This is a genomic window from Microlunatus parietis, from assembly GCF_013407955.1.
In the GTDB taxonomy this organism is placed as follows: Bacteria; Actinomycetota; Actinomycetes; order Propionibacteriales; family Propionibacteriaceae; genus Microlunatus; species Microlunatus parietis.
Map to the genome: position 1 here is coordinate 2,975,061 of NZ_JACCBU010000001.1, position 22,865 is coordinate 2,997,925.

24 protein-coding genes, 1 tRNA gene and 2 pseudogenes are annotated in these 22,865 nt (G+C 69.7%); 10 read left to right on the plus strand and 17 right to left on the minus strand.

Translation table 11 applies throughout. From position 1 onward, the window contains the following. A complete protein-coding gene (purF, locus tag BKA15_RS14300; protein WP_179751806.1) occupies window positions 1-1,455 on the plus strand; it encodes an amidophosphoribosyltransferase in 1,455 nt (484 codons plus the stop codon). Between the two features lie 3 nt (window positions 1,456-1,458). Here purF and BKA15_RS14305 read toward each other — a convergent pair whose 3' ends face one another. Then, window positions 1,459-1,923 (minus strand): DUF5994 family protein, encoded by a 465-nt coding sequence (locus BKA15_RS14305; protein WP_179751808.1) that lies wholly within the window; start codon window positions 1,921-1,923, stop codon window positions 1,459-1,461. Between the two features lie 193 nt (window positions 1,924-2,116). Between BKA15_RS14305 and BKA15_RS14310 the strand changes: the two genes are divergently transcribed. Next, window positions 2,117-2,290, plus strand: a complete 174-nt coding sequence (locus tag BKA15_RS14310; RefSeq protein WP_179751810.1) for a hypothetical protein — start codon at window positions 2,117-2,119, stop codon at window positions 2,288-2,290. An 18-nt stretch (window positions 2,291-2,308) separates the two neighbouring features. Here BKA15_RS14310 and BKA15_RS14315 read toward each other — a convergent pair whose 3' ends face one another. The 3 genes from BKA15_RS14315 to BKA15_RS14325 form a co-directional block, all read right to left on the minus strand. Beyond that, window positions 2,309-2,566, minus strand: a complete 258-nt coding sequence (locus BKA15_RS14315; protein ID WP_179751812.1) for a DUF2188 domain-containing protein — start codon at window positions 2,564-2,566, stop codon at window positions 2,309-2,311. Window positions 2,567-2,726: 160 nt separating this feature from the next. Then, window positions 2,727-3,446 carry a hypothetical protein gene (locus BKA15_RS14320; protein ID WP_179751814.1) on the minus strand — a complete coding sequence of 240 codons (720 nt, stop codon included), beginning with the start codon at window positions 3,444-3,446 and terminating at the stop codon, window positions 2,727-2,729. A 99-nt stretch (window positions 3,447-3,545) separates the two neighbouring features. Further along, the gene (locus BKA15_RS14325; protein WP_179751816.1) at window positions 3,546-3,959 is read right to left on the minus strand and encodes a hypothetical protein; all 414 of its coding nucleotides are present in this window, start codon (window positions 3,957-3,959) and stop codon (window positions 3,546-3,548) included. 273 nt (window positions 3,960-4,232) lie between these two features. Between BKA15_RS14325 and BKA15_RS14330 the strand changes: the two genes are divergently transcribed. From BKA15_RS14330 to BKA15_RS34875, 5 genes and pseudogenes are all read left to right on the plus strand, one after another. Beyond that, on the plus strand, window positions 4,233-4,655 hold the full coding sequence (locus BKA15_RS14330) for a DUF6098 family protein (RefSeq protein ID WP_179751818.1): 423 nt from the start codon (window positions 4,233-4,235) through the stop codon (window positions 4,653-4,655). Between the two features lie 129 nt (window positions 4,656-4,784). Further along, a complete protein-coding gene (locus BKA15_RS14335) occupies window positions 4,785-6,431 on the plus strand; it encodes an alpha-amylase family protein (RefSeq protein WP_179758462.1) in 1,647 nt (548 codons plus the stop codon). Between the two features lie 81 nt (window positions 6,432-6,512). Next, a pseudogene (locus BKA15_RS37275) lies at window positions 6,513-6,959 on the plus strand (amino acid permease); the annotation flags it as partial. A 58-nt stretch (window positions 6,960-7,017) separates the two neighbouring features. After that, window positions 7,018-7,134 (plus strand): annotated as a pseudogene (locus tag BKA15_RS37280) (hypothetical protein); the annotation flags it as partial. A 70-nt stretch (window positions 7,135-7,204) separates the two neighbouring features. Next, on the plus strand, window positions 7,205-7,420 hold the full coding sequence (locus BKA15_RS34875; protein WP_218871319.1) for a hypothetical protein: 216 nt from the start codon (window positions 7,205-7,207) through the stop codon (window positions 7,418-7,420). Here BKA15_RS34875 and BKA15_RS14345 read toward each other — a convergent pair. Together BKA15_RS14345 and BKA15_RS14350 are read right to left on the minus strand one after the other, a co-directional pair. After that, the gene (locus BKA15_RS14345; protein ID WP_179758463.1) at window positions 7,411-7,827 is read right to left on the minus strand and encodes a VOC family protein; all 417 of its coding nucleotides are present in this window, start codon (window positions 7,825-7,827) and stop codon (window positions 7,411-7,413) included. The two genes, BKA15_RS34875 and BKA15_RS14345, sit on opposite strands and share 10 nt — an antisense overlap. 10 nt (window positions 7,828-7,837) lie before the next feature. Next, complete coding sequence (locus tag BKA15_RS14350) at window positions 7,838-8,065, minus strand: hypothetical protein (protein WP_179751820.1); 228 nt, start codon at window positions 8,063-8,065, stop codon at window positions 7,838-7,840. A gap of 217 nt (window positions 8,066-8,282) precedes the next feature. On the opposite strand from BKA15_RS14350, the gene BKA15_RS14355 reads away from it, so the two are divergent. Next, window positions 8,283-8,358, plus strand: a tRNA-Thr gene (locus tag BKA15_RS14355). A 51-nt stretch (window positions 8,359-8,409) separates the two neighbouring features. Here the strand turns inward: BKA15_RS14355 and BKA15_RS14360 are convergent. Further along, complete coding sequence (locus tag BKA15_RS14360) at window positions 8,410-9,240, minus strand: endonuclease/exonuclease/phosphatase family protein (protein WP_179751821.1); 831 nt, start codon at window positions 9,238-9,240, stop codon at window positions 8,410-8,412. Between the two features lie 127 nt (window positions 9,241-9,367). Here BKA15_RS14360 and BKA15_RS14365 point away from each other — a divergent pair, with 127 nt between their 5' ends. Beyond that, window positions 9,368-9,727, plus strand: a complete 360-nt coding sequence (locus tag BKA15_RS14365) for an MmcQ/YjbR family DNA-binding protein (RefSeq protein WP_179751823.1) — start codon at window positions 9,368-9,370, stop codon at window positions 9,725-9,727. Window positions 9,728-9,753: 26 nt separating this feature from the next. Here BKA15_RS14365 and BKA15_RS14370 read toward each other — a convergent pair whose 3' ends face one another. The 3 genes from BKA15_RS14370 to BKA15_RS14380 all read right to left on the minus strand — a co-directional run bounded on the left by BKA15_RS14370 (window position 9,754) and on the right by BKA15_RS14380 (window position 12,259). Then, window positions 9,754-10,296 carry a dihydrofolate reductase family protein gene (locus tag BKA15_RS14370; RefSeq protein WP_179751825.1) on the minus strand — a complete coding sequence of 181 codons (543 nt, stop codon included), beginning with the start codon at window positions 10,294-10,296 and terminating at the stop codon, window positions 9,754-9,756. A gap of 141 nt (window positions 10,297-10,437) precedes the next feature. After that, window positions 10,438-10,893, minus strand: coding sequence for a pyridoxamine 5'-phosphate oxidase family protein (locus BKA15_RS14375; RefSeq protein WP_179751827.1), 456 nt, complete (start codon window positions 10,891-10,893; stop codon window positions 10,438-10,440). Between the two features lie 28 nt (window positions 10,894-10,921). Next, window positions 10,922-12,259 carry an MFS transporter gene (locus tag BKA15_RS14380; protein ID WP_179751829.1) on the minus strand — a complete coding sequence of 446 codons (1,338 nt, stop codon included), beginning with the start codon at window positions 12,257-12,259 and terminating at the stop codon, window positions 10,922-10,924. Window positions 12,260-12,404: 145 nt separating this feature from the next. Between BKA15_RS14380 and BKA15_RS14385 the strand changes: the two genes are divergently transcribed. After that, window positions 12,405-13,121 carry a Clp protease N-terminal domain-containing protein gene (locus tag BKA15_RS14385; protein ID WP_179751831.1) on the plus strand — a complete coding sequence of 239 codons (717 nt, stop codon included), beginning with the start codon at window positions 12,405-12,407 and terminating at the stop codon, window positions 13,119-13,121. 301 nt (window positions 13,122-13,422) lie between these two features. Here the strand turns inward: BKA15_RS14385 and BKA15_RS14390 are convergent, their stop codons facing one another. From BKA15_RS14390 to topA, 7 genes are all read right to left on the minus strand, one after another. Next, on the minus strand, window positions 13,423-14,115 hold the full coding sequence (locus BKA15_RS14390) for a nucleoside/nucleotide kinase family protein (RefSeq protein ID WP_179751833.1): 693 nt from the start codon (window positions 14,113-14,115) through the stop codon (window positions 13,423-13,425). Then, a complete protein-coding gene (locus BKA15_RS14395) occupies window positions 14,112-14,723 on the minus strand; it encodes a DUF402 domain-containing protein (protein ID WP_179751835.1) in 612 nt (203 codons plus the stop codon). Before BKA15_RS14395 ends, BKA15_RS14390 begins: the two co-directional genes overlap by 4 nt. 19 nt (window positions 14,724-14,742) lie before the next feature. Next, window positions 14,743-16,335, minus strand: a complete 1,593-nt coding sequence (locus tag BKA15_RS14400; protein WP_179751837.1) for an alpha/beta hydrolase — start codon at window positions 16,333-16,335, stop codon at window positions 14,743-14,745. A gap of 418 nt (window positions 16,336-16,753) precedes the next feature. Further along, on the minus strand, window positions 16,754-17,962 hold the full coding sequence (locus tag BKA15_RS14405) for a DNA polymerase III subunit delta' (RefSeq protein ID WP_179751839.1): 1,209 nt from the start codon (window positions 17,960-17,962) through the stop codon (window positions 16,754-16,756). Beyond that, window positions 17,959-18,594, minus strand: a complete 636-nt coding sequence (tmk, locus tag BKA15_RS14410) for a dTMP kinase (RefSeq protein ID WP_179751841.1) — start codon at window positions 18,592-18,594, stop codon at window positions 17,959-17,961. The genes BKA15_RS14405 and tmk overlap by 4 nt, the downstream gene beginning before the upstream one ends. Next, window positions 18,591-20,033: a CYTH domain-containing protein gene (locus BKA15_RS14415; RefSeq protein ID WP_179751843.1), complete on the minus strand. Its 1,443-nt coding sequence runs from the start codon at window positions 20,031-20,033 to the stop codon at window positions 18,591-18,593. The genes tmk and BKA15_RS14415 overlap by 4 nt, the downstream gene beginning before the upstream one ends. A gap of 14 nt (window positions 20,034-20,047) precedes the next feature. Further along, a complete protein-coding gene (gene topA, locus BKA15_RS14420; protein WP_179751845.1) occupies window positions 20,048-22,858 on the minus strand; it encodes a type I DNA topoisomerase in 2,811 nt (936 codons plus the stop codon). Between the last annotated feature and the right edge of the window lie 7 nt (window positions 22,859-22,865).

Sequence of the window (22,865 nt, forward strand, 5' to 3'; positions counted from 1 at the left end):
ATGTGCGGCATCGTCGGAATGGTCGCGGGCGGCCCGGTCAACCAGCGGCTCTACGACGCGCTCCTGCTGCTGCAGCACCGGGGCCAGGACTCGACCGGCATCACCACCGCCGACGGGTCGACGTTCCACCAGTCCAAGGCGCGCGGCCTGGTCCGGGAGTCGTTCCGGACCAGGGACATGCGGTCGCTGCTCGGCAACGTCGGCCTCGGCCACGTCCGGTACGCGACGAAGGGCGATGCGGCCAACGAGCAGGAGGTCCAGCCGTTCTACGTGAACGCGCCGTACGGGATCTCGCTGGTGCACAACGGCAACCTGACCAACACCCGGGAACTCGCCGAGGACCTGTTCCACATTGACCGTCGGCACATGAACTCGACCAGCGACACCGAGATGCTGCTGAACGTCCTGGCCACCGAGCTGCAGGGTCAGATCGAGGGCCTCGATCTCGATCCGGACCAGATCTTCCGGGCCGTCGCCCAAGTGCACGAGCGGGTCGAGGGGTCGTACGCGGTGATCTGCCTGATCGCCGGGCACGGGCTGCTCGCGTTCCGTGATCCGTACGGCATCCGGCCGCTGGTGATCGGCAAGCGCACCGAGGGCGGCCGGGACTCCTGGATGGTCGCCTCGGAGTCGGTGGCACTGGCAGGCTCCGACTATCAGCTGGTCCGCGACGTCGCGCCCGGCGAGGCGGTCTTCATCTCGGCCGACGGCGAGTTCTTCGCCCGCCAGTGTGCCACCGCGCCGCGACTGGTGCCGTGCTCGATCGAATACATCTACCTGGCCCGGCCGGATTCGATCATGAACGGCATCTCGGTCTACGAGGCCCGGCTGCGGATGGGCGAACGGCTGGCGCAGACGATCAAGGAACAGCTGCCGCTCGGCGACGTCGACGTGGTGATGCCGGTCCCGGACACAGCTCGCCCGGCCGCGATGCAGGCGGCGCGGACGCTCGGGATCGACTACCGGGAAGGGTTCTACAAGAACGTCTACATCGGCCGGACCTTCATCATGCCCGGCCAGGCGCAGCGCAAGCAGAGCGTCCGGCAGAAGCTCAACGCGATGAGCTCGGAGTTCGCCGGGAAGAACGTGTTGATCATCGAGGACTCGGTGATCCGCGGTACGACCTCGCGGGAGATCATCGACATGGCCCGCCGGTGCGGCGCCAACAAGGTGTCCTTCGCCTCCGCCGCACCGCCGGTCCGCTTCCCGCACGTGTACGGGATCAACATGCCGACCCACGGCGAACTGATCGCGCACGGCCGCGAGCCGGCCGAGATCGCCAAGCACCTCGGCGCCGATCACCTGGTCTACCAGGACCTGGCCGGGCTCGAGTCGGCCATCCTCGAAGACTCCGCGGTGACCGAGCTCGAACTGTGCTGTTTCACCGGCGACTACGTGACCGGCACCGTGACCCCCGACTATCTGGACTGGGTCGGCCAGAACCAGCGCTCCTGACGGTCAGTCGGCCGACCCGGCACACAGGTCGAGGATCTGTTGAGCGCGCAGGTGGTTTCCCCGTTCGGCAGCGAGGCTCATCGCGGCGTCGGCGCGATCGAACATGATCTCGGCGGGAACGACCAGGAGGTCGATGCGGTGAACGTCGGCGGCGCCGGTGAAGGCGGCCAGCGACCCGGAGGGGTGGCTGGTGAAGTAGGTCACCGGAACGACCCGGCCCTCGACGCCGAGCCGGCGAGGTTCGGGAGCCCAGTCCCCGCGGTGCAGCACGATCCGAATCACCGGACCATGCAGATGATCAAGAGCGAGGATCAGGCCGGGCAGTTCGGCCACCGGATTCGCCGAGCGCGGCCACCAGCCGCCGTCCAGCAGACCTGTCGCATTTCCGCTGCGCCGCAACCGCAGCCGCGGCGTCGACGGTGCCGAGAGCGAGGTCGTGATGGCATTGCGGTCGCTGTCGTCAATCATGGAAGTTCCTCACCGCCCTGACTGCTGGGCCGGCCTGGCTGGCGCCCCAAACCGAGGCGCCGTCGATTCCCGGAACTGCTGTCAGCCTACCCCCGCGGCCGACCGCCGGAGCTGGGGGCAGCGGCGAGACTCCGGTCTCTCAGGTGCAGGGAGTACGTTCGAGGAGACCGTGGATTCAGCAGAAAGGTCCGCCATGACCGTAGGCCAGAGCGCTCGGCACCTCACCCACGCCGCAAGAGGACTCGCCCGCCGCGCTGCCGCCGCCGTCGCGGATGCGATCAACAACGCCGTCGAGATCCTGCGCGAGTTCGCCCGCCTCGCCGGCGGAACAACTCCTCGACCGGTCAGGGTACGGGTCCGGAAGTAGCACGGCCCGGTCGGACGATCAGGGCTGCTCCCGTTCCGCTCGTGCCGCGGTCGCCCCGCCCGCCGGGGCCTCCGCGGCGGACGACCGATCCCCGTCCTCGATCACCTGGGCATCCGCGCCGTGAACGACCACCCGGGCCGACGATTCCTCGCCGGCCAGGTCCCGCGCCGCCGCGATCGCCAGTTCCTTGGAATTGAAGACCTCCCGGACCTGACCCTCCTGGACGACCTCCCAGTGCGCTGCCCTCGGCACCACATGGAATTCGGTCTCCGCCACCACCCGACACCTCGCTTTCACGGACCGGGCAGCTCCGACGCGCTCGGACGGCCGAGGACGGGGAAACCCGGCCGGAACGCGTCGAAGCCCCGATCGAGGAACGCCGGGGAACATTCCTCTGCTGCGCTGGTACCCAACCGCGGGCCGGCGGAAACGCCGATCAGCCGGCCCGTCGGATCGACCGGGTCTCGGCCCAGGACCACAACTCGTCGTCGACCGGATGACCCGAGTAGGCGTCGGCCTCCTGGCCGAGGTCGACCGCCTCGGCGAGCAGCCGCCGACGTCCCCGGTCGAGCTGGTCGACGAAGTCGGCACCGCACCAGACCGGCTCGGGATTGCCCTGGCCCGCGATCCGAGCCAGGTCCTCGGCCCGGGTGATGGGCTCGCCGAAGTGGACCGTGGTCTCGACGGCCGGATTCTGATCTTGGTACGTACTGATCGTGAGCACCGGGCCGGCGTCGACTCCGATGCCGGCGTCGATCGGTTCCCGGGTCTGCCGGCGCAACGCCCGGTTGACCACCCAGCGCAGCGTGTTCGCCCGGGCAGCCAGATCGAACACCGCGGCAACATCGGACTGTGCCGGCGTCGCGTAGACCGCGGTGACCCGATCACCGCTCGCGCCGAGGTGCCGGGCTCGCCGGTCGTGCAGCGCCTCCAGCACCTCTGCCGTCCAGACCTGGTAGAGGCTGACGAGTTCGGCGGGCCGATGCCGCGCGGTCACGGCACCGGGGATCCTCAACTCCGTCACGATCACCGCGCCCGGCCAGGCCAGCACCTCGCTGTCCGTACCCGCGCGCAGTTGGCGGGACGCGATCCCGGTCAAGGCGCCGTCGATGCGGGCGACCGCGGCGTCGGGGCTGAAGGGTTCGATCAGGTCCACCGCTTGCCCGTACCCAGTCAGCCGGCCGCCACCCCGGATTTCGCCGGCCTGATCCGGATCAGTCGGGCCGGCCGCCGCCCGGCGGGGCAGGCAGACAGGTCAGCGCGAACGGCGGCCGCGCGGAAGTTCTTCACCGACGGCCGCTCTCCGGTAGCTGGCCGACTCCTGGTCCCCGCTGCCCGAGCCGGACCTCGGCCTGCCGTCACCAGCATGCGTCGGGTACCGGATCTGGGTGTGATCGGCCCGCTCCCGGCCCAGCGCGGTGTCGTGGAAGTCGATCTGCCACTCGTTCGGCCAGGCTCGGTCGATGATGACCGCGGGCTCCCACCGTCCGGTCAACCGGTCCAGGACCTCCACCACGGTCCCGTCGGGGTACGGGTTGGCGTCGGCCAGGAAGTCGGCAATCAGTTCGGTCTCGGCGCGCGGCCCGTGCGCGGTCGCGTCGATGCTGCACTGCAACGAGTCGGCAGTCGCGTAGCGCCGGGCCTGGTCCAGGACCTCGGCCCGGGTCACCGAACGACCCCCGATCCGGTCGCGGGCGCCGCACTCGGCGAACCCTCGGTCACAACCCAGGTCCTCATCGCTTCCTCCTCCGGTGGGCCTCGCGGCGGTGTGCCACGTGGTGTCACACGCTCAGCCGGCGAACCTCCGTACGAAATTGATCTTGAACCCCGCACGACGTGCCTGGGGCGAACGCTACCCTCTCGTCCTGAACGGCCTTCTGGTGGGAGGCTGGAGACGAACGCCAACCCCGGTGAAACCGTAGCCAGCCATGAAGGAGTCGCCATGGGCGAGGTGCGGACGTTGCGGAGCCTGATCGAGATCGTCCAGGTGGTCGAGGACTGTGACGACGTGGTCTACGTGCGTTACTCGCGCGGACCGGAGGCCGACGCCCATCGGGTGAGCCGCGACTTCGAGGCCGAGGTCGACCTGCCCGGCCTGTCGGTGAGCACCTTGACGCCGCCGTCGTGGTGGACCCGATCGACGGTGGACTGGGTCGCCCGTCGCCTGTGCAAGTACCTCGATCTCGGAAAGGAACGCGGAAATCGGCCCTGGCTGCTGGTCGGTCGCGAGGTGGGAACGGGACCCGACCACGAGCCGCTGGTGGTCGACCCGACGCCCCTCGGCCGGGTCAGCGATGCCGCGGTGGACGAGGCGCGCCGGCACTACGCGGTCGCCTTCCGCGGCGACGGCCTAAAGGACAAGTGATCGCGTTCTCGGCACCGACGATTCGGGCCAGCTGCGCGTGGGTACAGACCTGATCTCGGACGCAGACGATGGGAGCAGGCGGGTGGCCACGGGACGAGTGCGGACGACGCGGAGCGCCGCAGAACGGTGATGCAGGAGCCAGGCTTCGAGGACGCGATCATCTATCAGATCGATCCGGCCCTCTTCTACGACAGCGACGGCGACGGTTGCGGTGACCTGGCCGGTATCACCGAACGACTCGAGTACGTTCGTGATCTCGGTGCCGACTGGATCTGGCTGCTGCCCTTCTATCCCACGCCGTACCGCGACGGCGGCTACGACGTCGTCGATCATCTGGGGGTTGATCCGCGGTTCGGCAGGCCGGAAGACTTCGATCGGCTGCTGGAGCGGGCCGACGAACTCGGCCTGCGGGTGATCATCGACCTGGTGGCCCAGCACACCTCGATCGATCATCGGTGGTTCCAGCAGGCTCGGAGCGACCGCGACTCGCCGTACCGTTCGTACTATCTCTGGTCCGACGACGAGCCTCAAGATCAACTGGAGCCGGTGTTCCCGGGTGTCGAGGACTCGGTCTGGTCCTGGGACGAGCAGGCCGGTCAGTACTACCGGCACATGTTCTACCGGCACGAACCGGATCTTGATCTTGCTCAGCCGGCCGTCCGGGATGCCTTGTATCGGGTGATCGACCACTGGCTGTCTCGGGGCGTGGCCGGTTTCCGGATCGACGCCGTGCCGTACATGGTGGAACGGGCCCGGGCCGCGGACCCGCGCGACGACGGCCTGTGGCTCCTCGATGATCTGCGCCGCTACGTGACCGATCGGCGGCCCGGCGCGTTGCTGCTCGGCGAGGTGGATGTGCCGGTCGACGAGTACGCGGGCTATTACGGAGCCGGCGACCGGCTCTCCATGCTGCTCAACTTCTGGATGAACAATCACCTCTTCCTGGCCCTGACCCGTGAGTCCGGGCAGCCGATCCGCGAGTCCTTGATCGAGATCCCGGTGCCGCCGGCGCCGGCCCGCTTCGCCAACTTCCTGCGCAACCACGACGAACTCGATCTCGAACAGCTGACCGAGACCGAGCGCAAGGAGGTCCTGGAAGCGTTCGCTCCCGAGGAAAGGATGCGGTCGTACGGGCGCGGGATCCGCAGGCGACTCGCGCCGATGCTCGACGGTGATCACCGCCGGATCGCGATGGCCCACGCCCTGCTGCTCAGCCTGCCGGGCACTCCGGTCCTGCTGTACGGGGACGAGATCGGCATGGGTGATGATCTTGCTCGCTCCGAAAGGCGGGCGGTACGGATCCCGATGCAGTGGTCGGGCAAGCCCAACGCCGGGTTCTCGACGGCGCCGCCGGACCGCACCATTGCCCGGGCGGTGCCCGACGGGCCGCTCGGGTACCGGCGAACGAACGTCGCTGATCAACGCGACACCGACGACAGTCTGCTGGCGCGGGTACGCCGGCTGGTGCACGCCCGCGCGGCCCATCCCGATCTTGCGGTCAGCACCTGCGAGGTGCTGGAGGCGGGCCCGGATTCCGTTCTGGCGCTCCGCTTCCCCGAGTCGTCGGCCGACCTGATCACGATGATCAACCTCTCCCCCGGCGAGGTGGACGTCACCCTTCGGATCCCGGGACTTGAGCACTACGCGGAGATCGTCGCTGACCGGCCCTACCCGCCGCCCGCGGCGGGTCTGACGCTCGGTGGCTACGGGTACCGCTGGCTCGGCCGGGACCGCGGCGTTCCGTACGGTTCATCGCTGGGTACCCACCGTCCATGACACCGCCGGCTCCATCCGTCGACGACGCCGTCGAGTCGGTCGGCCGAACCCGGTTGCGACGGGCGGGTGGTCTCCTATCTGGTGGGGTACGCGATGGTGGCGGCGGGTGTGGTCAGCGCGGCCGGTTTCGCCTTGGCCTTCGCCGGCGACTACCTGGCCACGTTCCTCGACGTACCGAGGATTCCGGCCGCGATGATCTTCCTCGTCCTGATCGGCCTCGTGAACGCCCGCGGGATCACCGAGTCGTTGCGTTCCAATCTGATCATGACGGTGATCGAGATCAGCGGCCTGCTGGTGGTGATCATCGTCGCCGCGATCTTCGTCGACGGTGGAGACGGTGACCTCGGCCGGGTCGGCCAGCTTCCGGCCGGGGGCGACCCCGGCTTGGTCGTGCTGGGCGGTGCGATCATCGCGTACTACTCGTTCCTCGGGTTCGAAACCTCGGCCAACATCGCGGAGGAGATCCGAGATCCGTCGCGCCGGTATCCGCGAGCGCTCTTCGGCGCGCTCGCCACGGCGGGCATCGTCTATCTCGGCGTACGGTGCGCTGCTGACGATGATCATGGCCAGCCGGATGGCGTACGGGATGGCCGAACAGCGCCTGCTCCCGGGCGTGCTCGGCCGGGTGCTACCGAACCGGAGGACGCCGTGGGTCGCGATCACGGTCACCACGCTCTTCGCGGGGGCGTTGACCTTGATCGGCAGCCTGGAGACCCTGGCCTCGGCCGTCGTGCTCTTGATCCTGTTCGTCTTCCTCAGCACGAATCTGGCAGGTGTTGATCTTGCGCCGCGATCGGGTGCCACACCGGCACTTCACGGTGTGGACTCCGGTTCCCGTGCTCGGGATCCTGTCCTGCCTCATGCTGCTCTCCCAGCAGGAGCCGGCCATCTGGTCGTTCGCAGCGTTCGTGATGGCGATCGGCGTCGCCCTGTTGTTGATCATGCGGCTCGCCAAGCCGGACCGGCCGGCGAGGCGTCCTCAGCCGTAGCTGATGAATTCCAGCAGACTTCCGTCCGGATCGCGGAAGTAGATGCTGACGCCCCGGCCCCTGGCCCCGGGACGCTCGACCGGGCCGAGCTCGACGGTCACCCCGTGCCGGGCCAGGTGCCGTACGGCGTCCTCGATGGTGCCCGCCCACTGGAAACAGAGATCGCTGTTGCCCGGCCGGACCGGCAACCGGGCCACGTTGTCGGTCAGATCCGCACCGGGGCCGTGCACGTTCAGTTGCGTGGCCCCGACCCGGAACGACACCCGATCCCCCTCGAGCGGAATGACCTCCGCCCCGATCACGTCCCGGTAGAACGCGGTGGCCGCAGCCCAGTCGGAGACGCCGATCACTGCATGGTCGAGCCCAGCGACCGGCACCGGAGTCGTGGCCTCGTCCCCGTCGCCCATCGTCAACGCGTCAGCCGAGCCTCGCGGCGAGGAGCTTCTTGCCCTGCTCGGCACCCTTCCGGCTCTCGCCCTGGGCCCGACGGAAGAACTCGCTCAGTTCAGTATCACCGTCTCGTTCGGCGTCCTGGATGTAGCCCTCGAGCCGCAGCGCGTTGCTCAAGCAGGCCTCGACGAACCAGATGATGTTGTAGGTCTTGTCCTTGGTGCCGGTCACCGTACCGGTCTCGGTCTCACTCATGAAGGTTCCTTCCGCTGGATTGGTCCTTGTCCTGACGCTTACCCAGAGCCGGGTGCCGCGAACCCGGCTTGGCGTACCCAGCGGCCGCCAAGGGGCGATTCGGCTCTCCGACAGCAGGTCGGCCAAGAACCGACCACAACGATTTCGCCGAGCAGGCCAGGGCTCGATATAGTTTCCAACCGTGCACCGACCCGGACCCCCGGGCCGACCAGCACAGGCCGCCTTAGCTCAGTTGGCAGAGCGATTCACTCGTAATGAATAGGTCAGGAGTTCGACTCTCCTAGGCGGCTCCACGCTCAGGATCCCTTGTCTGAAGGGTGATCTGCACCAGACAGGTCCGCCGGTCAGACGGGCCCGCGGTTCCTCCAGCGCAGGTCCGCGACCACGGCGCGGTGATCAGAGGGGTGGATCCCGTCCACCGGGTCGCCGACGATCCGTACGCCCTCCACGATCACCTCCTGGTCCTCGTGGCCCGGCCGGTAGAAGATGTGATCGATCCGCTGGTCGACCAGTTGCGGGCCCGCTTCGAGCGGCGCAGACGGATGACTGGAGGGCAGGGTCGTCGCGGTCGGGTCGCCGCCTCCGGCAGCCCAGGCATCGATCAGCACGTCGCCGACGTAACGCAGGGTCGGCGAGTCGGCGGCGGCGTTGAGGTCGCCCAGCAGCAGCACCGGACAGGGCCCGTCGCACCGCGGATCGGTGGCCAGGTCTGCGACCGCTCGGCCCTGCGCGATCCGGTCGTCGGTGTAGGCGACGCCGTAGTCCAGGCAGGTGGCGACGATCGGCAGCGGGTCGGCGGGGTGGTCCACCCGTACGGTCAGTGATACCGGGTCCCAAGCCCGGTGTCGGGCCGGCAGGACGCTGATCTGCGCGTCGAGGATCGGCCACCGACTGAGGACGGCGATGCCGAGTTCGACGCCAGCGTGGTCCGGATCCTCCGGCTGCCGCGGCGGCAGCGGGTAGGACGGCGCGGCGAAGCGGGCGTGGAAGCCGAGCGCCGCCGCGAATACCTCGGCCTGGCTCGAGTCACGGTCGGCCCACACCTCCTGCAGCGCGATGACATCCGGATCGACTCGGCGCAGCGTCTCCAGAATCCCCGGCTGACGGTCGCGCCAGTGCGGACCGAAGCGCCACCACAGGTTCCAGGTCATCGCCCGCAGTCTGCTGTCTGTCATGTCGCGATCCCTTCCTCGGTCGATAGATCAACCCGGCTCGGCCCTCGAGTCAAGCACGAACAGGCGCGAGTCCTAGATAGACTGATCGGTCTATACTGCTCCTGGACACCGAGTTGGGAGGTAGGCCATGGCGGTGATCGAGGATGTTCGCGCGCTGGGCTCGGAGCTGGAGCGCTCCTATCCGGTGTACGTCCGCGGGCGCCTGAAGTTCCGGGTCAAGCAGATCGTCTACGTCGCGTTCTCCCTCGACGAGACGGTGATGGAGTTCGCGTACCCGAAGGAGGAGCGAGCCGCGCTCGTGGCCGGGGAGCCGGAGAAGTTCCGGATGCCGCTGGAGCGAGACCTGAAGTTCAACTGGGTCCACGCCGACCTGGCCGCGCTGGACCCGACCGAGGCACGCGAGCTCGTCGTGGACGCCTGGCGGATGGTGGTCCCGCAGAAGGTCGCCCGGGCCTACGACCTCATCCATCCCGACGGCCCGGGCTGACAGAAGCACCTCGCAAGGCGCCGTGATCACTCCGGGTCGGCGTTGGTGTAGACGAGGTGGAGCACGCCGGAGTCGAAGGTGGTCGAGGAGAGCAGCTTCAGCGGTACGGTCTCGCCGTCGGTGAACAGCTTCTCGCCGTGACCGACGACGATCGGGTGGACCAGCAGGTGCAGCTCGTCGACCATGCCCTGCTCGACCAGCCAGCGGACCAGGCTCGCGCTCCCGGTGGTGCTCAGGTTCGTGCTCTTCTTGAGCCGGGTCAGTTCGGCGGCGATGTCGCCGTTGATCACGGTCGTGTTCTGCCAGGTCGGATCGGTGAGGGTGTTCGACACGACGTACTTGCGGGCGCTGTTCATCAACTCCGTGGTCGGATCGCTCGGGTCGGCGTTGGGCCAGTAGGCGGCGAAGCCTTCGTACGTCTTGCGGCCGAGCAGGGTGGCTTCGGCCTCGCCCATCAGCCGGCCGACGACCTCGCCCATTTGATCATCGAAGTACGGGAAGTGCCACGCCTCGGGCGCCTCGATGACGCCGTCGAGCGAGATGAACAGGCTGGCTTTGATGAATCCCATGATCATTTCTCCTTGATCGTCCGGGCCGAGCCCGGCTTGGTGTGTTGTCATCCGTAGGTCGAACGACGACCGACCGGATCGACAACGACGTCAGGAGATTTCCAGCCGGGTCGCGTTGATCAAGGACGCCGCAGAGGCGGGTCAGGGCGTCGCGAGCGGCAGGCGCCGGTCCGGGCCGCCGTCCTCGGCGAGCACCCAGCTCTCGGTCACCCTTGCGCAGTAGAGCCGGAACGGGGCCTCGCCGGTGACCCGGTCGAGACCCCAGGCGCCGAGCTCCTGTGCCTCCGATTCGCGGCTGAAGATCGCGATCCCGTCGGCCAGGTCGTCCGGCGCGACCTGGCCGGCGGTCACCTTCGCGTAGTAGGCGCTGGCGCCGCCGACCGGGACCTGCGAGTCGAAGACGACCAGGGCCGCCTCGGTCCGTACCTCCAGGTTGGCCGAGTGCCGGGCCGAGGGACGCGACACCCAGAAGAACCGCTGCCCGTCGCGGGCGTACCACACGGGGGTCGCCCACGGGTTGCCGTCGGCATCGGCAGTGGACAGGACCAGATAGCGCGTCCCGGCCAGCACTCGCTCGGCCTGCTGTTCCTCGGTCATGACCGTCATCCAACCCGGTTGGCGGTGATCAGGCAGCGGTTTCGACCAGAACCGGCACCGGCGGCACCGACTCGGGCTCGGCGTCGGCCTGCTCGGTCTCGGCATCCAGGGGGTTGGCCAGTTCGTCGGTCCGCATCCGGGCCGCGATGATCGCGACGGCCCCGATCAGCAGCGGCGCCAGGCCGGCGACGGCGAACACCACCGGCAGCCCGACGGCTTCGCCGGCCGGACCGGCCAGAGCCATCGAGATCGGCATGAAGGCGCAGGAGACGAAGAAGTCGAGGCTGGAGACCCGGCCCAGCATGTGCGACGGCACCCGCCGCTGCAGCAGCGTCCCCCAGATCACCACGCCGCCGTTGAACGCGGCCCCGACCAGGAACGCGGCCAGGACCATCAGCCACACCTGATCGGTCACGCCGAACACGACCAGCGGGACGCAGCCGCCTGCCCAGAGCAGGTTCATCACGGTCAGGTACCGCTTCGGCAGCTTCAGCGAAGCCACCACCATCGAACCGACCGCACCGCCGATGCCGAACGCCGCGAGCACGAACGCGTGCTGCTGCGGGCCGCCGCCGGCGTTGTCCTTGATCGCGAACGGCACCAGCACCTCGAACGGGCCCATCATGACGAAGATCAACAGCGACGCGAAGACCAGCGTGCCGAGCAGCCACGGTGTCCGGACCATGTAGCGGAAGCCCTCCTGAACGTCACCCAGCAGCGACAGTGCCGGGTTCACGGGAGCCGACTCTTCCTGCTCCGGTACGGATTCGCGAGCGGCCGGCTTCGGCATCCGCAGGATGCACAGCACGGCGACGACGCCGGTCAGGGCCGTCACGACCAGCGCGGCACCCGGCGAGGTGATCGCGATCAGGGCGCTGGCCAGGGCCGGCCCGCCGGCCTGCATCAACACCGGCCGGGTCATCCCCTCGAAGCCATTGGCCGCGAGCAGCTGGTCCTCCGGCAGTACGGTCGGCAGCAGCGCCGAGTAGGCCGGGTAGTACAGCCCGCCCACCACGCCGCCGATGAACGCGACCGTCGCCAGGTGCCACAGCTGCAGCGACCCGCTCAACGAGAGCAGCGCGACGATGCCGATGGTGAAGGCCCGGGTCGCCTCGACCACGAGCAGGATCCGCCGCTGCGACATCCGGTCGGCCAGCGCGCCGCCGAGCAGTGAGGTGACCAGGAGGCCGACCGCGGAGGCGCCGGCGGCCAGCGAGAGATCGGCGGCACCGCCGCCGATGGCGACGATCTGCCAGACCAGCGCCACCATCCAGACGCCGGAGCCGACCAGGGACGAGACGAGCGCACCCGCGAGCCAGCGGTACGCCGGGGTGCTCAGGGGCCGAAGTGCCCTCGGAATCTGCATGACCTTCTCCTCACGGGATTTGCTTGCTTCTACTCCTGAGTCGAAGACGGAATGCCCGGATCGACACTTCGGCCGAACTTTCTTGGAGGAATATCTCGTCAACCCCGGGTTGACGATCCAGGCCCGTCAACCTAGGGTTGACGACATGACTCAGAGCCCCACCATTCAGGACCTCATCGACCGGGTCGCCGCGGACGCCGACCGCGGTCCGCTGGAGCGCCTCGCGGCCGCGGCGACGCTGGCCGGCGACCTGACCGACACCGCCGACGCCGTGCTCGGCCACTTCGTCGACCGAGCCCGTACCGAAGGCTGTTCGTGGGTCGAGATCAGCTCGGTCCTCGGCGTCACGAAACAGGCCGCCCACAAACGCTTCACGGCGACCGGCCGGCTCGCCGCCTTCGACGCTGCCAGCCGGCCGCCCTTCGAGCACTTCACGGCCCGGACCAGAAACGTGGTGAAGGCCGCGATCGTGGCCGCTGCCGAGACCGGCCAGGACTACGTCGGCACCGAGCACCTGTTGCTCGGGATGTACGCCGAGCCGACCGCGGTCGCGACCAGGATCCTCGCCGGCGCGGAGCTGACCCGTGACCAGGTGCTGGCCGCGGTTCGAGCCCGCACCCCGGACGGGTCAGCGACGGCGGGCGGCCAGCCGCCCTGGACCGGCCGCGCGGTGCGATCCCTGACCGACGCCGAGGTCGAGGCGAAGGAGATGGGACACAACTACGTCGGCACCGAGCACCTGCTGCTCGCGTTCTACCGCAACCCCGACGCCCTGGCCGCGCAACTCCTGACCGAATCGGGCCTCGACGCAGCCACTGCGCGCGTCCGAGTCGTCGAGTTGATCAAGGGCTATCAGAGTTGATGCCGGCCCATAACGGACGCCGAGCCTGGCAAATCGCGAGTGACACAGATCTGCCTTGCAACGGGCGCGCCAGATGACGGAGCGGGAGCCCGGAGGACCGGGGCAGGTTGCGTGGCAGATCTGTGTCACCGACCATCCCGTTGGACAGCCTCGCCTGGTCAAGCCTGTGCTCCGCACTCCAGGGCCTTCGCCGAAAATCCTGCGGTCCGTGGTCGACAGTCCGGCTCACGCGACATCGAGCGGACTGTTTGACCGCCTCCGACCGCTCGAGAGCCCTTTTCGTCCGCTCGTTGCGACCGGATCACCGGCCACGAGAAATCTTGCGGTCCAGCCCGCTGGTTGGCCCGCACCCCGGAACACCCCTGGAACGATTCCGCCAGCAGGCTCCTCTGCCGATGGCGCTCGCAGCGGCCACGGCGATCGCACGGCGCACCGATGCCAGGTCGGCTGAGCCGTCGATCACGGCGAAGCGCTCGGCCTCGGGGAGCGAGCGATAGGCCTGGGCCAGACCGTCCAGATCCTCCGGCGTGTGTTCGGACTCCCCTCGCCCGGCCAGCCGGCGCGCCGCCAACTCGCCGGGAACGTCCAGGTAGATCGTCAGGTCCGGCACCGGTGCGTCACGGAAGACCTCTCTGATCAGGTCCTCGTTGCCGGCCCCGACCGCGCGCGCCACCGCATACTGACAGAGCACGCCGCGGTCCGTGATCACCACCCGGCCCGGGACGGCGAGCGCCTCCCGCAGCGGGTCGAGGCTCGTCCACTTGTGGATCGCGGCGATCAGCCGGGCCGTGTCCGGGCCGAGCAGTGCGACATGATCATCGAGCCCGCGGTCAGCGGCGATCCGGTCGAGCAGCGCCCGGACCGGCCGCATGCTCACGCTCGGGACGAAGACGGCCGGCCGTCCTTCGGCCAGCAGCGACTCCGCGAGGAGCTTCGCCTGCGTCGTCTTGCCCGAACCGTCGACACCGGCGAAGGCCAGGTGGTAGCTGGTCACGGCACCCGGTCCCAGCCGTCCGGCAGAGAGGGCAGGCCGAGATCGGAGGGTGCACGCCAGCGGTCCCAGGCGGCGTCAAGGGGCCAGCCGCCGTTGCCGAAGTGAGTCAGGGCACGGTCGCCGATGGTCCGGATCGCGGCGGCGGTTTCCGGGGCGTAGATGCCCTCGGCCTCGGCCCAGGCCAGTTCGTCCTCGTCCTTGAGCCGTACGTCCCCGCCGGGTGACACCACGACATCCAGGGTCAGATCGTCCGTGTCGTACGTCTGCGGCCGCGACACCCAGAGTCGCTCGAGGTTGACGTAGGCGCCAGGCGTCCAGTCCCGCTGATCATCAAGCCAGCGCCAGGTGGACCATTCGTCGGCGAACCGGTGCACCATCACGACGTCCTGGTGCCGCCAGGGCCGCGGGTGCAGGCCCGGCTCCCACCGGTCCGGCAGCAGGAAGGCACCGCGCGGGCCGGCCCGCTCGCCGCGCCGATTGAACCCGGGGGCTCCGACGGGGACGTACAGCACGACATGATCATCGGTGCGCTCCAGCTCGAAGGCGGCCAGGGCGAACTTCAGGCGCCCGTCCGGTTGCACGGCCCGGAGCGCCACCGACCGGATCAACCGTGTCCCCGGACCAAGATCAACACTTGGCTCCGTCCTGCGGCGGCCGGTCCTCGGTCAGGTAGGTGATCACCAGGCTCCGGACGCACGCGCTGCGCCGGTAGGACAGGTGGCCCTGTCCTCGGTACGTGATCAGGACGCCCGATTCGAGCTGGTCGGCCATCTTCACCGCATATTCGTACGGCGTCGCGGAATCGCCGGTGTTGCCGATCACGATGATCGGCGGTAGTCCCTTGCCGGTGATCTCGGCCGGCCGCTTCCGGGCATTCACGGGCCACAGCGGGCAGGTGTAGTCGAGGCCGATGTAGGGGCCGATCACCGGTGCCATCCGGGCGTCGTCGGCCGCCTCCTTGCGGGCCTCGTCGATACCCTCGTCGTCGTTGTCCAGGCAGCGGACCGCGGAAAAGCCGTAGTTCAGCTGGCCGAAGTTTCCTTGATCATCACGCTGGTTGTACTGGTCGGCGAAGTAGAGCAGGCCCTGGCCGTTGTCCTCGGTGATCGCCAGCTGCAGCGCCTGGGCCAGCAGCCGCCAACCCTCCTCGTCGTCGTACAGCACCTGCAGCACGGCGGTCACCGCGAGCGTCTGGGTGAGTACCCGGCTGCCGACCTCGAGCGGCCGGCTGTCCAGCGACTTCCACAGGTCGGTGATCGCCGTCGTCACCTCCTCCGCCGTGTCGCCGAGTCGGCAGCTCTCCTTGGCGCACCACTCGGCGAAGTCGGTCAGGGCCCGTTCGAAGCCCTGGGCCTGGCTGACCTCCTCGTCCGGCGACAGCGACACCGCGCCGTCCAGCACCAGCCGGCCGGTCCGACCAGGGAAGAAGTGCGCGTAGTAGGCGCCGATCTCGGTGCCGTACGAAGCGCCGAAGTAGTTCAGCTTCCGATCACCGACCAGATGCCGGAGCAGATCAAGATCACGGACGGTCTCCTCGGTGGACACGTGCTGGAGCAGCTCACCGGATCGTTCCAGGCAGGATTCGCCGAACTTCCGGTTCGCCTCCTGCAACGCCAGGTCCTCCTGATCGTCGTCCGGCGAGATGTCCAGCTCGGTGAACGCGTCCATCTGCTCGCCGCCGAAGCAGGTCACCGGAGTGGACCGGGCCACGCCCCGCGGGTCCCAGCCGACGAGGTCGTACGCCTCGAGGCCGGTCCGGTCGAAGTAGCTGAGGTAGTCGATCCCGGAGCCGCCCGGCCCGCCGGGATTGATGAACAGGCTGCCCAGCCGCGGCTGTACGGTGGCCGGCCGGCGGGCCAGCGCGAGCGTGATCGCGGTGTCGTCGGGCTGCTTGAAGTCCAGCGGCACCAGCACGGAGGCGCACTCGATCCGGTTCTCCGCGTCACCGCCGCACTCGGACCAGGAGATCCGTTGCGCCCGGTACCGGTCCAGCCCGCGTCCCGGCGGCGGCTCGGCGAACCCGTTCGGCTGGACGGCCGGCGGGCTCTGCACCGGCCGACCGGCCTCGGAGTTCGGCGTCGGCGTGCTGACGGAGACCGAAGGAGTGCTGCTCGGGGTCGGCGTCGGACGACCCGGACCGATCGGCGGCAGCGAGCAGGAGGCGAGCAGAGCGACGGCGCCGATCAAGGCCGGCAGTACGGCCGCGCGCGGGCGTGGCAAGACGGATCGTCCGCACCCCACCACCATGAACCGAGCCTACCGTCCGAACCCCTGATCACCGGCGGCCGACCCCGCGAGAACGAGACGGTTTCCGCCGCGGAATCGGACCGGGTCCGGACAGGGGGAAGGCCCGGCGTTGCGGGGGCAGCCGGGCCTTCCGGGGGCGGGTGGGGACGGGGGGCTCCACCCGGTGGCACTTTCGTGCCGCTTAGGAAACTTGCCAACAACCCTAACACCGGAGCCTGTGCCCGAACCTAAAAAAGCCGCCCTCATCGGGCGGCTCGGATCTCCATGATCTGGAGCGGTTGCCGGAGAGAACGCTCGGGGGTTCGTGCCCTCCGGCAACCTGTGCGAAACACTACTAGAACTCGGCCGAGTTGCAAATCCGATCCACGGACTGGGACAGCCGCCCGGAGCACTAGCCTCTGGCCAGGCCGATCAGTGCCGCCTCGACCGCCAGCAGGGGCGCGACGTTGTTCTCCAGGGCCTCCCGGCAGGCGAGCAGCGCATCGATCCGGTGCAGGGTCGAGGTCGCCGTCGACTTCCGTGCCAGGACGCCGAGCTGGGGCGCGAGCTCGGCGTTGACCAGCGGCGCGCCGGAACCGGTCTGCAGGCTGAGCAGGTCCCGGTAGAACCCGGTCAGCTCGGTCAGCGCCCGGTCGATCGCGTCCCGCTGGAACCGTTTGGCCCGGGCCTTCTGCTGATCCTCCAGCTCCTTCATCGCGGCCTGGGCGTGCCGCGGCCGGGCCCCTTTCGTACCGAAGCCGAGCGCCTCGGACAGTTCCGCCTTCTCCTTCTGGTCGAGCTCGCCGGTGGCCGCGGCCGCTTCCTCCGCGGTGGCCTCGACCAGCTCGGCGGCCGCGCGCAGGCAGGAACCGAGGTCGGTGAGCCGACCAGGAATCGCGAGTACGGCAGCCCGGCGGTCCCGGGCGGCCTCGTTGCGGGCCAGCACCCGGGCCCGGCCGACGTGGCCCTGGGCGACCCGGGCGGCGAACTCGGCCAGCTCCGGTGTGATGCCGTCGCGGACCTGCAACAGCCGGGCCACGGCGTCGACGGTCGGCGTCTGCAGTGTCAGCAGCCGGCACCGGGACCGGATCGTCGGCACCACGTCGTCGACTGTCGGGGCGCAGAGGATCCAGACGGTCTTCGCGGCCGGTTCCTCGATGCTCTTCAGCAGCGCGTCCGCGCCTCGTTCGGTGACCCGGTCGGCATCCTCGACGACGAGCACCTGCCGCCGTCCCATGGTCGGGCTCATCGCGGCCCGGCGGACCAGGTCGCGGACCTCGTCGACCCCGATCGACAGCTGTTCGGTCCGGACCAGGGTCACGTCGGGATGGGCCCCGGAGAGCGACGTACGGCATGCGGAGCACTCACCGCAGCCACCGCGGGTGCACTGCAGCGCCGCCGCGAACGCGCGGCCGACGTTGGACCGGCCGGACCCCGGTGGGCCGGTGACCAGCCAGGCGTGGGCCATCGCGTTGCGTTCGCCGGCGACGGCGCGGCGGAGCACGGCGACCGAACGCTCCTGGCCGATCAGCTCGGCCCAGACGCCGGGCAGCCCTTCGACGGGCTCAGGGGGCGCGGTGCCGGGCGGCCCTTCGACAGACTCAGGGCGGGTGGTCGTCATGACGTCAGTGTGCCGGAACGGTCCGACAGCAGGGCCGCGACCCGATCCGCGACCGCGGCCGCGATCGCGGCCTCGGAGTCCCGGGCCGGCAGCACCAGGTAGTCGGCGGGACGTTCGGCGGCCAGGTCGAGGAAGTGCTGCCGGGCCCGATCGTGGAACGACTCCCCGGCGGACTCGAGCTTGTCCTTGACCGACTTGCCGCTGACCGCCTGCCGCGGATCGAGGTCGAGCAGCACGGTCAGGTCGGGCCGCAGGTCGGCGGTGGCCCAGCGGGCGATCCGGGACACCTCGCCCAGATCCAGCACCCGCCCGGCGCCCTGGTACGCCAGCATGGAGTCGATGTAGCGGTCGCACACCACGACCGCACCGCGCTGCAGCGCCGGCCGGACGAGCTCGTACAGATGCTGCGCCTTGTCCGCCGCGTAGAGCAGCGCCTCGGCTCGGGGATCCAGCTCGCCGGAGGCGTGGTCCAGCACCAGCCGCCGGATCTCCCGCCCGGCCGGGGTGTCTCCCGGCTCGAAGGTCCGGACCACCTCGTGGCCCCGCTCCCCCAGCCAGGCCGCGAGCCGGCGGGCCTGGGTCGACTTGCCGACCCCGTCGCCGCCCTCGAAGACGATGAACAGGCCGGTCACGACTTCTTCACCACCTTCGCCCAGCGACGCAGGAACTCGGCCCGGTCCGCGGCCAGCTCGGTCAGCTGCCGCTCGTAGCGGCGGCCCAGTTCGAAGGCCTCGCCGGGCGTCGTGTCCGCGGCGCTCTCCCGGATCCGGTCGACCCGCTGCGCGCGATCGGTGACGACGGCGAAGGCCTGCCGAGCCCGGTCCAGCCGGCGCCGCTCCCCGGCGAAGCCGGAGTCGGGTCCGATCTCGGTCAGCCGCAGCGCCCGGTGGTACGCGGCGAGCGCGTCGGCCAGGTTGTCCCACTCCGCCCGGCCGGACTCCGGGGAGAGGCCGTCGCCGGCCGCGAACGCCTCGGCCCGCGCATCGTCGACGACGGTCCCGGTCACGTCGCCGGCGGGCAGCCGGTCCAGGTGGCCGACCTTCGGGGCCCGGATCGCGCTGACCAGCCTGTCGAGCACGGCCAGGTAGCGTTCCCCGCGCAACCGGGTCCGCAGTGCGGACACCACGCCCGAACCGGAGCCCGTACCGGCATCGACGATCCAGTCCAGTTCCTCGTCCAGGTCGGAGATCCAGTCGGCGTCCAGCACGCCGGACAGGGCCTCGGCCTCGTCCCGGAGCCGGGACACCTCGGCGACGACGTCGGCGGCCAGCAGCGCGTCGGTCTTGTCGTCGGCGGCCCCGGACAGCCGGAGGTCGGCCGCGATCAGGGCCCGCAGCCGGACCGCGAGCCAGCGGGCCACGAAGGCCCCGAACGGCAGTTCGCTGCCCGGCGGCTCGGCGGCCGGGAAGTCGGTCAACCCGGTCGCCGGCGCCCCCAGCCGCTGCACCAGCGGCGGGAACTCGTCGATCAGGGTGCCGCCGACTCCGCTCAGCGCCTCGACCAGCCAGGTCCGTTGCTCGGGCGTCGGACCGGGACCGGATCCGGCCAGCGTGACCTCGCGGTAGCGCGCAGTGGTCACCCCGCCCCGCCGCACGGTCATCCGGTCGTCCCGCAGCAGCGCCAGGCCGCGCCCGTCGGCGTCGCGGAACTCGAACTCGCGGCGGTCGCAGGTCAGCGCGGCCACCGGTCCCAGCGGGGCCCGCCGCCGGAACGGGCGGATCAGCCGGGCCAGCTCGTCCGGCAGGTCCCCGTACCCCATCGGTTCGGAGCGCTCGGCCGGCAGCAGCGGAGCCCAGGCGGAAGCGGCGAGATACCACTCGCCGCGCTCGCCGACGACCCGGTGCGCCAGCACCACCCCGGACCGCAGCAGCCGGTGGTCCGGGGCGTCCAGCACCGTGACGTCCATCGTGTACGTCGCGTCCGAGCCGGCCCGGCCGACCAGCGCGGCCAGCCCCAGGTCCGGATTGATCAGCCGCGGCGCCGTCGCCGGGTACGGCATCTCGAACCGGACCGGCCAATCGGCAGCAGCCGGCTCGACGATCGCCTCCGCCGAATGCTTGCGCTTGGCCACGGCCGCCCTCCGGATCAGTGCCCGGAGTCGGAGGCGGCGACCTCGGACGGCCGGCCGTTGCCGACGGACCCGCCGTTCGAGGCGCCACCGTTCGAGTCGTTCGCCACGGTCCCGGACGCGGTCTTCTTGGCGGCCGCCTTCTTGGCCGGCGCCTTCTTCGCGGCCGCCTTCTTCGCCGGTGCCTTCTTCGCGGCGGCCTTCTTCGCCGGCGCCTTCTTCGCGGCCCGCTTCTTCGGCGCCGGTCCCTTGGCCCGCTTCTCGGCCAGCAGTTCCGCCGCCCGTTCCGGAGTGATCGTCTCCACGTCGTCGCCGCGGCGCAGCGTCGCGTTGAACTCGCCGTCGGTCACGTACGCACCGAACCGGCCGTCCTTGATCACCATAGGCTTGCCGGACGCCGGGTCGTTGCCGAGTTCCTTCAGCGGCGGCTTGGCCGCGGCCCGGCCGCGCTGCTTCGGCTGGGCGTAGATCTGCTCCGCCTCTTCGAGCGTGATCGAGAAGATCTGGTCCTCCGACTCGAGCGACCGCGAGTCCGTGCCCTTCTTCAGGTACGGGCCGTAGCGACCGTTCTGCGCGGTGATCTCGGTGCCCTCGGCGTCCTTCCCGACCACCCGCGGCAGGCTCATCAGCTGCAGCGCCTGCTCCAGCGTGACGCCCTCGACGGTCATCGACTTGAACAGCGAGCCGGTCCGCGGCTTGGCGCTCTTCGGCGCGTCCTCGGGCAGCACCTCGGTCACGTACGGCCCGAACCGGCCGTTCCGCGCGACGATCATGGTGTGCGTCTCCGGGTCCAGCCCGAGCTCGCGCTCCTCGCCCATCGGCTTGCTGAGCAGTTCCTTGGCAAGATCAACAGTGAGCTCGTCCGGCGGCAGTTCGTCGTCGACGTTGGCCCGGCGGCCCTCGCCGTCCTCGACGTACGTCCCGTACCGGCCGACCCGGACCACGATGTCGGAATCAAGATCACCGACCTGGAAGGTGGACAGCCGGCGGGCGTCGATCTCGCCCAGCTCGGTGACCAGCTTGTGCAGGCCTTCAAGATCATCATCGCCGAAGTAGAACTCGGTCAGCACCCCGATCCGTTCGGCATGACCGTCGGCGATCTGATCAAGGACCTCCTCCATCTCGGCGGTGAACTTGTAGTCCACCAGCCGCGGGAAGTGCTCCTCCAGCAGCCGGGTCACGGCGAACGCCAACCAGGTCGGCACCAGGGCCGAGCCGCGCTTGAACACGTAGTCCCGGCTGGTGATCGTCCGGATGATCGACGCGTACGTGGACGGCCGGCCGATCTCCAGCTCCTCCAGCTTCGCCACCAGCGACGGCTCCGTGTAGCGGGCCGGCGGCTTGGTCTCGTGACCGGACGCGAGCACCTGCTCCGGCCGCAGCGACTGGCCCTCGGTCAGCGCCGGCAGCCGGGTCTGCTTGTCGTCGGACTCGCCGTCGGCGCCCTCGTCGATGGACTCGACATAGGCCTTGAGGAAGCCGTAGAACGTGATCGTGCGACCGGACGCGGTGAACGTGCAGTCGGGCTGGCCGTCGGCGTGCGCGTTGATCTTGACGGTGATCGTGTTGCCCTGCGCGTCGGCCATCTGGGAGGCAACGGTGCGCTTCCAGATCAGATCGTAGAGCCGGAATTGATCACCGGTCAGCCCGGTCTGGGCCGGGGTCGCGAAGGACTCGCCGGCCGGCCGGATCGCCTCGTGCGCCTCCTGCGCGTTCTTCACCTTGGAGGCGTACACCCGCGGCTGCTCCGGCAGATATTGATCACCGAACAGCTGCCGGACCTGGCTCCGCGCCGCGTTGATCGCGGTGCTGGAGAGGGTGACCGAGTCGGTTCGCATATAGGTGATGTAGCCGCCCTCGTAGAGGTCCTGGGCCACCGACATGGTCCGCTGCGCGGTGAAGCCGAGCTTGCGGCCGGCCTCCTGCTGCATCGTCGTGGTGCGGAACGGCGCGTACGGGCGCCGGGTGTACGGCTTCGACTCGACACTGCCGACCGCGAACGTACCGGTGCGCAGCGCCGCGGCCAGTTCCTCGGCCCGGGACTGATCGAGATGGACCAGTTCCTCGGACGCCTTCGTGATCAAGGAACCGCGGGCGTCGAAGTCGCGGCCCTGCGCCACCCGGGCGGGGCCGACGTGGGTCAGCCGGGCCGGGAACTGCGGCGGCTCAGCCTCGGCGCCGGCATCCAGGGTCGCGTCGAGATCCCAGTAGGAGGCGCTGCGGAACGCGATCCGCTCCCGCTCCCGGTCCACCACCAGCCGGGTCGCCACCGACTGCACCCGGCCCGCCGACAGCCGCGGCATGACCTTCTTCCAGAGCACCGGCGAGACCTCGTAGCCGTACAGCCGGTCCAGGATCCGCCGGGTCTCCTGGGCGTCGACCAGGTCGGTGTCCAGCTCGCGTGGGCTGGCCACGGCCTCGGCGATGGCGTGCGGGGTGATCTCGTGGAAGACCATCCGGCGAGCCGGCACCTTCGGCTTCAGTTCCTGCAGCAGGTGCCAGGCGATCGCCTCGCCCTCGCGGTCACCGTCGGTGGCGAGCAGGAGTTCCTCGGCCCCGGCCAGGGCCTCCTTCAGCGACTTCAGGGTGGCCCGCTTGTCCGGGCTGACCACATATAAAGGAGCAAACCCGTTGTCGACATCGACGCCGGTCCGGGCCCACTTCTCGCCCTTGTACTTCGCCGGTACGTCGGCCGCCCCCGTCGGCAGATCGCGTACGTGGCCGCGACTCGACTGCACGACATAGCCGTCGCCGAGGAAGCTCGCGATCTTGGTCGCCTTGGTCGGCGACTCCACGATCACCAGGCGTCTGCCTGCCTTTGCTGCCACTGAGAGG